General features: G+C 72.9%; 6 protein-coding genes. All 6 read right to left on the bottom strand.

All coding sequences use genetic code 11. The features are described 5' to 3' along the window. Nucleotide 1: 1 nt before the first annotated feature. The 6 genes from AMK26_RS11725 to AMK26_RS11700 all read right to left on the bottom strand — a co-directional run bounded on the left by AMK26_RS11725 (nucleotide 2) and on the right by AMK26_RS11700 (nucleotide 8,364). Nucleotides 2-997, bottom strand: coding sequence for a DUF1702 family protein (locus AMK26_RS11725; protein WP_079277544.1), 996 nt, complete (start codon nucleotides 995-997; stop codon nucleotides 2-4). A 1-nt stretch (nucleotide 998) separates the two neighbouring features. Continuing rightward, the gene (locus tag AMK26_RS11720) at nucleotides 999-2,321 is read right to left on the bottom strand and encodes an ABC1 kinase family protein (RefSeq protein ID WP_073754448.1); all 1,323 of its coding nucleotides are present in this window, start codon (nucleotides 2,319-2,321) and stop codon (nucleotides 999-1,001) included. Nucleotides 2,322-2,357: 36 nt separating this feature from the next. Next, entirely contained in the window at nucleotides 2,358-2,909 is a 552-nt protein-coding gene (locus tag AMK26_RS35600) for a hypothetical protein (RefSeq protein WP_079277543.1), read from the bottom strand. A 278-nt stretch (nucleotides 2,910-3,187) separates the two neighbouring features. Further along, the gene (glgP, locus tag AMK26_RS11710; protein ID WP_073754447.1) at nucleotides 3,188-5,806 is read right to left on the bottom strand and encodes an alpha-glucan family phosphorylase; all 2,619 of its coding nucleotides are present in this window, start codon (nucleotides 5,804-5,806) and stop codon (nucleotides 3,188-3,190) included. A gap of 137 nt (nucleotides 5,807-5,943) precedes the next feature. Continuing rightward, the gene (locus tag AMK26_RS11705) at nucleotides 5,944-7,230 is read right to left on the bottom strand and encodes an FAD-dependent monooxygenase (RefSeq protein ID WP_073754446.1); all 1,287 of its coding nucleotides are present in this window, start codon (nucleotides 7,228-7,230) and stop codon (nucleotides 5,944-5,946) included. A gap of 12 nt (nucleotides 7,231-7,242) precedes the next feature. Continuing rightward, nucleotides 7,243-8,364, bottom strand: a complete 1,122-nt coding sequence (locus AMK26_RS11700; RefSeq protein WP_073754445.1) for a monodechloroaminopyrrolnitrin synthase PrnB family protein — start codon at nucleotides 8,362-8,364, stop codon at nucleotides 7,243-7,245. Nucleotides 8,365-8,370: the final 6 nt, after the last annotated feature.

Here is an 8,370-nt window from a genome sequence, read left to right as displayed (position 1 = left end):
GTCAGCGGTCCCCTCTGCGGCTGCGGACGTACTCGGCCCGGATACCGGCGCGCCACCGCTGGTAGTGGCCGGTGCCGGTGGCCTCGGGGCCGAGGGCGGTGAGGGAGCGGACGGTCCAGTCGGCCGCCTGCTCGGCGCCGGTTCCGGTGAGGAGGGGCGCGGCCTCGGCGGTGTGCGCGGGGACGACGCCGGAGACGCGGTGGGCCTCGCAGGCGAAGGCGGCCCCCTGGGCGAGGTCCGGGCCGTGCTCGCCTGCCAGGTCGGCAAGGCGCCCCAGCTCCTCCGGTGTCGCCCCGCCCGCGTACGTGGCGGCGAGTCCGGCGCCGCTCCACAGGTCGCCGCGCCGCGCCGCCGGGAACTCCGCGATCCGCAGCGCGATGCCGTCGGGGTCTGCGCACTCGTGGAACCACAGCGCCCGCCCCAGGCCCTGGTCGCGGATGGCCCGCTCGTCGGGGGACAGCCCCCGCTCGACGTGCTGCCGCCCGATGACCCGGTCGGGGTGGAAGAAGCCCTGGTGGAAGCCGTATCCGTCCCAGGCGAGCCAGCGCTCGGGCGGGTCCGCGCCGGGGATGCCGCCCCGTGGCCGCAGCCCGAGCCGTGCGTACGCCCACCCCGCCCCCACCTGGGCGAGGTGCGGGTAACGGGCGGCGGGACCGGCCAGCAGGGCGGCGAACCGGCGGCCGCGCGAGGCGGTGAGCAGGTCCAGTACGCCGCAGGCCATGCCGGCGCCCTCGTAGGCGAATCCGCGCCGCTCGGCCGGGAGCCGTTCCACCTCTCCGGCCAGGTCGGACAGGGTGCGGGCGCGCAGGGTGGCGTGGAAGCCGCGGAGGAAGGCCTGCCCGGCGGCCTGCAGGATGTCGCGCGCCGGTCCGGGGCGGAGCCGGAAGCGGCGTACGCCGAAGTCGACTTGCGCCGTGTCCTGGCGCAGCAGGGGAATGACGACGCGGCGCAGGGGACGCGGCACGACGGCGGGAGAGGAGGAGAAAGTGGAAAGCATGTCAGCCGGACTCCTGTTTTCTCTGAGCGGCGGCAATGGCGCGTTCCATGAGGGCGATCATCAGATACGGCTTCGCCACGGCCTGGAAATCCAGATCGGGGCCGAGCGAGCGGACCGTGCCCTCCAGAACCAGCAGCGACAGAATGGGAAAGACGAATTGGGGGTCGGCGTACAGTCCGTGGCGGCGCTGAAGGGCGAAGAGCCGGACGGCGAAGTCCATCAGGTCGAAGGTGGCGGTGGTCACTCCCCCGCAGGAGTCGACGAGGGCGGCGAGGTCGCGCCGGAACGCGGCGGTGTCGGTGTCCCGGCCGGTGCGTGCGGTGGACAGCACGATGTCGGCGCAGGCCTGTCCGTCCCCGCGGCTCATCGCGTCGAAGAAGTCGGTGAACCTGTCCCGGGCGTGCTCGGTCAGGCGCACGGTGAACCCGGCGTCAACGATGGTCACGGCGCCGCCCGGTCCGCAGATCAGGTTGCCGGGGTGGAGGTCGCAGTGGACGAGGCCGTCGAGGAAGAGCATGTGGTACGCGGCGCGCAGCGCGGTGACGGCGGCCTGTTCGCCGTCCGGTCCTTCGGGCGGCGGCCGGTGCAGGTCGTCGAGGTACTCCATGACGAGGACGTCGGGGCCGCACAGCTCCTCGTACACGGCCGGCACCCGCACCTGGTCCACCTCGGCCAGGTTCTCCTTCAGGAAGCGGAGGCTGCGCCGCTCACGGTGGAAGTCGAGCTGTCCGCGCAGGGACTGGGCGAGCTGCCGCACGATGTCGGTCACCGGCACGCCGCGCAGTGGCGGCAGCGGGGCAACGAGCCGGGCGAGGGCCAGCATGATGGCCAGGTCGGTGGTCAACTGGCGTACCACACCGGGCCGGCGGACCTTCAGGGCGACGGTCCGGCCGTCCGTCAGGTCGGCCCGGTAGACGCAGGCGATGGTGCCGGCCGCCACCGGGCGGCGCGCGGCCAGGGCGGGGCCGTCGTCCCGCAGCGCGCGTCTCAGTTCGGGGCCGAAGTGCCGTGACGCGTCGCCGAGCGGGAGCGGGCGCACCTGGTCGTGCAGGGTGCTCAGCACCCGGGCGACATGACGGGGGACCACGTCGGCACGGGTGCTGAGGATCTGCGCGGTCTTGACGAAGGCGGGCCCGAGTGCGGTCACCGTGGCCAGGAGCCAGGCGTCCCGCCGTGGTGCGAAACCGGCCCTCCCCGGCACCAGCCAGCAGCGGAGGGCGAGGCAGCCCAGGAGGAGCAGCCGGACCATGAGGACGAGGCAGATACGCACGCCCCGTACGACTCCGGCGCCCGCCGTCGCCGCCGGAATGTCGGCATGGCTCATCACAGGCACCCCGCCCTCGCCGTCACCGGATCCGGTTCAGCCGCCGACGCGGACGGGGAACTTGTCGATCGAGGCGATGACCTGGTCGGTGTCCGGGTGGACCAGCTTGATCGGGTTCTCCAGCCGGTAGAAGTCCCCGTCCGGCGGGAACTTGCTGAGCTCCGGGCTCAGGAGCTTCGCGGGCTCCTTGGTCCGCAGGACCAGCGGCTCCGGGCGCGCGCCCTCGTTGCCCCCCGCGCCGGGCGGCCGCTCGATGGTCAGCTTGAACGACAGGAACATCGTCGCGCTGAGCTTCGGCGGGAAGTGCTGGACGATCTTGAGCAGGCTGTCCGGAGTCGCCTCCATGTTCTCCTGCTCGATGGTGATGCGGCCCAGCTCCGGGTGGTCGGCCTCCACCTTGTGGCCGATGACCTTGAGGACGACGGCCTTGTGGGGCGGCTCGTCGGGGTGGGTCTCCACCCGGACCTTGATGCCGCCCTTGAACTCGACGTTCACCAGGGCGGTGCGGATCTTGAGCGGCACGTTCGCCGCGTAGCAACTACAGGGGATTTCGGCGCCGATGGACGGCAGCACGGTGGCCGTGGTCACGAGCAAACCTCCGAACGTTACTCGGGGAGTGTGTGGGGTGCACTTCTGACATGCCCGAGTACCGCCGTTCGGACCATTCGCCGGAACCCATTCACCCGTCCGGGTGGTGAATTCCCCTGCTTTTGGCATCAACTAGACAGAAAGGGGTCGGCCAATAAATTCGCGGCCGGAAAAAGGCCGGCGGCCGATGTCCCGGCACGCGGGGGCGGCAGGCCGAGCGGCGCACGGCTGGTCGCCCCCCACGAGGGGAGGGGCGACGAGCCGGACAAGAACCCCGCTCAGCGCATCAGGACGCCCGCGCCCTCCCCCGTCGCCTCCGTCGGCAGCGCCACCAGCCCCAAGTCGGCGCCCGTCGCGAGGAGCCGGTGCGTCGGCAGTATCCGGACCGTGTACCCGAAGGGGCCCGTCCGGTCGAGGGTCAGGGGGCCCTCGTACACCCACCGGCCCTGCTGGTCCGGCCCGCCCGCCGGCTTCAGCGGCACCGTCTGGGCGTCCCGCAGCCGGTCGTCGGTGTCGACCCGGCCCGCCACCGCCTGGACCTCGACGTCCTCCGGCTGGAGGTCCGCGAGGGCGACCCGCACCCGCAGCGCCAGCGTGGAGCCCAGCTCGGCGACGCCGTTGGCCTCGTCCACCTCGACGTGGTCGACCGCCACGCGCGGCCACGCGGCCCGCACCCGGTTCTTCCACGCGGCCAGTTCACGGGCCGCGCCGGTGTCCAGCGACCGGTGGGCGAGGGCGGCCGGGGCGTACAGCCGCTCCACGTACTCCCGCACCATGCGCCCCGCCAGCACCTTGGGGCCCAGGTTGGCGAGCGTACGGCGGACCATCTCGATCCACCGCTCGGGCAGACCGTTCGCACCCCGGTCATAGAAGCGGGGCGCGACGCGCTGTTCGATCAGCTCGTACAGCGCGGCCGCCTCCAGGTCGTCACGCCGGTCCTCGTCCGTGGTCGGGCCGTCGGCGGTCGGGATGGCCCAGCCGAAGTCCGGTTCGTACCACTCGTCCCACCAGCCGTCCAGGACGGACAGGTTGAGGCAGCCGTTCAGGGCCGCCTTCATCCCGGACGTCCCGCACGCCTCCAGCGGCCGCAGCGGGTTGTTCAGCCACACGTCGCAGCCCGGGTACAGCTTCTGCGCCATGCCCATGCCGTAGTCGGGCAGGAAGACGATCCGGTGGCGTACGCGCGGGTCGTCCGCGAACCGGACCAGCTCCCGCACCAGCCGCTTGCCGCCGTCGTCCGCCGGGTGGGCCTTGCCGGCGACCACGATCTGCACCGGCCGCTCCGGGTGCAGCAGCAGCTCCATCAGCCGGTCGCGGTCCCGCAGCATCAACGTCAGCCGCTTGTACGAGGGGACCCGGCGGGCAAACCCGATGGTCAGGATGTCGGGGTCCAGGACCCCGTCGATCCAGCCCAGCTCCGCCGAGCCCGCGCCCCGCTGCCGCCACGAGGCGCGCAGCCGCGTCCGTACCTCCGTCACCAGCTGTTCGCGCAGGTCGCGCCGCAGATCCCAGATCTCGGCGTCGGCGATCTCGCCGACCGCGTCCCAGCGCTGCGAGCCGCCGACGCTCAGCGCGTCCTCGGCGCGCTGGGCACCGATCTTCCGCGCGCCGAGCCGGAACACCTCGGGCGCCACCCACGTCGGGGCGTGGACGCCGTTGGTGATGGAGGTGATCGGCACCTCGTCCGGGTCGAACCCGGGCCACAGGCCGGCGAACATCCCCCGGCTGACCGCCCCGTGGAGGGTGGAGACGCCGTTGGCGCGCTGGGCGAGGCGCAGCCCCATCACGGCCATGTTGAAGAGGTTGGGCTCACCGCCTGGATAGGTCTCCATACCGAGCCGGAGGATGCGCTCGACGTCGACGCCGGGCAGCTCGGCGCCGTCACCGAAGTGGCGGGCGACGAGCTCGCGGTCGAACCGGTCGATACCGGCCGGGACGGGGGTGTGGGTGGTGAAGACCGTCCCCGCGCGGACGGCCTCCAGGGCGGCGTCGAACTCGACGCCCTCCTCGCTCAGTTCCTGGATGCGCTCCAGGCCGAGGAACCCGGCGTGCCCCTCGTTGGTGTGGAACACCTCGGGCGTGGGGTGGCCGGTCAGCTCGCAGTACGCCCGTACCGCCCGGACACCCCCTATCCCCAGCAGCATCTCCTGCAACAGCCGGTGCTCGCTGCCCCCGCCGTACAGCCGGTCGGTGACGTCCCGCTCGGACGGGCCGTTCTCCTCCACGTCCGAATCGAGCATCAGCAGCGGTACGCGGCCGACCCGCGCCACCCAGATGTGGGCGTGCAGGCAGCGGCCACCCGGCAGGGCGAGGGAGACCCGGACGGGCGCGCCGCCGGGCTGTCGCAGCAGGCTGACGGGCATCTCGTTGGGGTCCAGGAGCGGGTAGTGCTCCTGCTGCCAGCCGTCCCGGGACAGCGACTGGCGGAAGTAGCCGTGCCGGTAGAGCAGTCCGACACCGATCAGGGGTACGCCGAGGTCGGAGGCGGCCTTGAGGTGGTCACCGGCGAGGATGCCGAGGCCGCCGGAGTACTGGGGCAGGGCGGCGGTGACACCGAACTCGGGCGAGAAGTAGGCGACGGCCGCCGGCAGGTCGCTGTTCTGCTGCTGGTACCAGCGGCGGCCACGCAGATAGTCGTCGAGGTCGTCGGCGGCGGCGGACAGGCGGCGCAGGAACCGCCGGTCGCGGGCGAGCTCGGCGAGTCTGGCCGCGGACACGGAGCCCAGCAGCCGGACGGGATCGCCGCCGGCCGCCCGCCACCCCTCGGGGTCGACGGCCTGGAACAGTTCACGGGTCTCGGCGTGCCAGGACCAGCGCAGGTTGCGCGCGAGGTCGCTGAGCGGCCGGAGCGGGTCGGGGAGGACGGGGCGCACGGTGAATCGACGGATTGCCTTCACGTGTTCCACCTTCGCAGGGCAGGTACGTATCGGGGCGGAACGCACGGGCGTTGTGCGTCCGCCTTCACCCTCCGACGTTATCGGCACCCCGCCCTCCGCAACCACGGCGCACTCAGGGGAGCGCGTTCACGTCGTACTCACGTCGTACTCACCGGGACCTCGTACGGGGAGCCCGCGTTGACCGTTTCCGGGTCGAACGCGCCGGTCGCGGCGTACCGGGCGGCGATCTCGCGCCGTTCGTGCGCCGGGATCACGTCGTCGATGTGCGTGAAGCCGCCGGGGGCGCGTTCATGGGCCAGATTGATGACGACCTCCGGCCCCAGGCGCCGGTTGGCGCGCTGAAGCTCCGTCATGGCGGGGCGCCTCTCGGCCTCGTAGGCGGCGAGGGCACCGGCCGGGTCGCCGGGGTGGAGGACCATGGCGTGGGCCAGGGCCCGGGCGTCGACGATGGACTGGGTGGCGCCGTTGGAGCCGATGGGGTACATGGCGTGGGCGGCGTCCCCGACGAGCGTGGTGCGGCCGTGGCTCCAGCGCAGCAGGGGCTCGCGGTCCACCATGGGGTACTCGTACGCGGCGTCGGCGGCGCGCAGCACCTCGGGGACGCTGACGCCGTCGAACTCCCAGCCGTCGTAGTGGCGGAGGAAGTCCGACACCGGGACGACACGGTTCCAGTCGCCGCGGGCGGCCGGGCCGGCGATGCTGTCGGCGGGCATCGCCAGCGCCCAGTTGACGAGGACGTCGCCGGAGGGCCGCTCGGCCATCGGGTACACGACGGCCTTCTGCCGGTCGTCGCCCGCGATGAGCATGAACGTTCCGGCCCGGCGCGCGTCCATCCACGACATGCCCCGCCACACCAGCATGCCGTTCCACGGCGGCTCGCCCTCGCGGGGGTTGAGGGCGGCGCGGACCGCCGAGCGGATGCCGTCGGCGCCGATCAGGACGTCCGGCTCCAGCGACGCCCGGCCGCCCATGGCGCCCTCCCGGTGTTCCAGGCGCACGCGCGGGCGGCCGTCGGGCAGCTGCTCGAACCCCGTCACCCGGACACCGGTGACGATCGCGGACGGGCCGAGCCGACGGCGTACCGCGTCGGCGAGGACCTGCTGGAGCCGGCCGCGGTGGATGGACAGCTGGGGCCAGCGGTAGCCGGCGCGCAGGCCCCGCGGCTCGCGGGAGATCAGCCCGCCCGAGCGGTGGTAGTAGCGCAGCTCCCGGGTGCGTACGGCGTCGGCCTCCAGGTCGTCGAGGAGCCCGAGCGCGTCGAGTTCGCGTACGGCGTTGGGCATGATGTTCAGCCCGGCGCCCACTGGCCGGATCTCGCGCGCCGCCTCCACGACGGTGACACGGGGGAACCCGGCGGCGTGCAGGGCCAGCGCGGCGGTCAGGCCGGCGACTCCGCCGCCGGCGACGAGTATGTGCGGGGTCATGCCGTCACCCCCTCACGCGGCGCTGGGGCGCGGCCGCTCCGTGGCCTGGCGCACCAGCGTCTCGTTGTCCCGGGTGAGGTCGAGCACGGAACGCAGCAGGGCGACCGGCGCTCCGCCGCTGCCCTCGTCGTACAGCCGTACCTCGTCGCTGTAGGCCTTGCGGGCGATGCCGATGTGGCGGGCGCGGAACGTCTTGAGGATGCGCAGCACCCGCGCCAGGGAGTGGGCGGACGCCAGGAGCTGGGGCGGCAGCTGGTGGACGGTCTCCCAGCTGAGCGCGGCGGACAGTTTGCTGACGGCGGAGACGCCGCCCTTGTGGGTGGCGTGGAAGTCGCGCCACGCCGGGAGGCTGTACTCGACCGATTCGTCGAGGAAGGCGTCGTAGCCGGGGTGGGGCCGGTCGCACTGCCAGACCGTCAGGTCGACCAGCCACAGCGGCACCTGGGCGGCGGCCGGGCCGAGGTAGTCGCGGCCTGCGACGTCAACCTCCTCGAAGTAGGGGCGCAGGGTGCGGGCGAAGTAGGACGGCGAGACGTTGGCGATGGTGAAGTCGATGGCGTCGACCATCGCCTGGACGTGCTGTGCGGTGCGGTCCAGGGCGAGGGCGAAGCCGGGGTCGTACGGTTCGAGGCGGGCCAGCTGGCCGCAGGTGTCGAGGGCGGCGACGAGGCTGGGGAAGACCATCCGGACGGCTTCCTGGAGGTGGGCCTCCATCTCGTGGCCGGTGTACATCCGCTGCCGGGGGCCGAGCGGGTTCCAGGTGGTGTAGTGGTGCACGGTGTCGCGGGGCACCATGTCGGTGCGGCGGGCCAGTTCCTCCAGGACGGGCAGGACCTCGGGGACGGCGGCGACCGGCTGGACGCCGTGCCGCTTGAGCGAGCCGAGCAGCATGCCGAGGTCGCGCATGGCGGCGAGCGCCTCGATGACGCACCACTCGGAGACCCGGTCGAGGTCGGGTACGAGGGTGCGCAGCGCGACGGTGAGCGCGGCGACGTCGGCGTCACGGTTCATCGCGGGGAGCGCGGCGAGCAGCGCGTCGGCGCCGAGCGGGTCGGCGTCGCGTATCTCGGTGATGCGGTAGCGCGGTTCGGCACAGGTATCGAGACCGGGCGCGACAAGGTCGTACAGGGTCAACGGGAT

Source organism: Streptomyces sp. CB03234, assembly GCF_001905885.1.
Taxonomy (GTDB): domain Bacteria; phylum Actinomycetota; class Actinomycetes; order Streptomycetales; family Streptomycetaceae; genus Streptomyces.
The sequence above is the reverse complement of the archived record's forward strand: the minus strand, read 5'-3'. Positions and strand labels throughout refer to the sequence as shown.

Excerpts from the sequence above, each read along its gene's own strand:
- AMK26_RS11725 (WP_079277544.1), bottom strand. The coding sequence starts at position 997 with ATGCTTTCCACTTTCTCCTCCTCTCCCGCCGTCGTGCCGCGTCCCCTG.
- AMK26_RS11720 (WP_073754448.1), bottom strand. The coding sequence starts at position 2,321 with ATGAGCCATGCCGACATTCCGGCGGCGACGGCGGGCGCCGGAGTCGTA.
- AMK26_RS11705 (WP_073754446.1), bottom strand. The coding sequence starts at position 7,230 with ATGACCCCGCACATACTCGTCGCCGGCGGCGGAGTCGCCGGCCTGACC.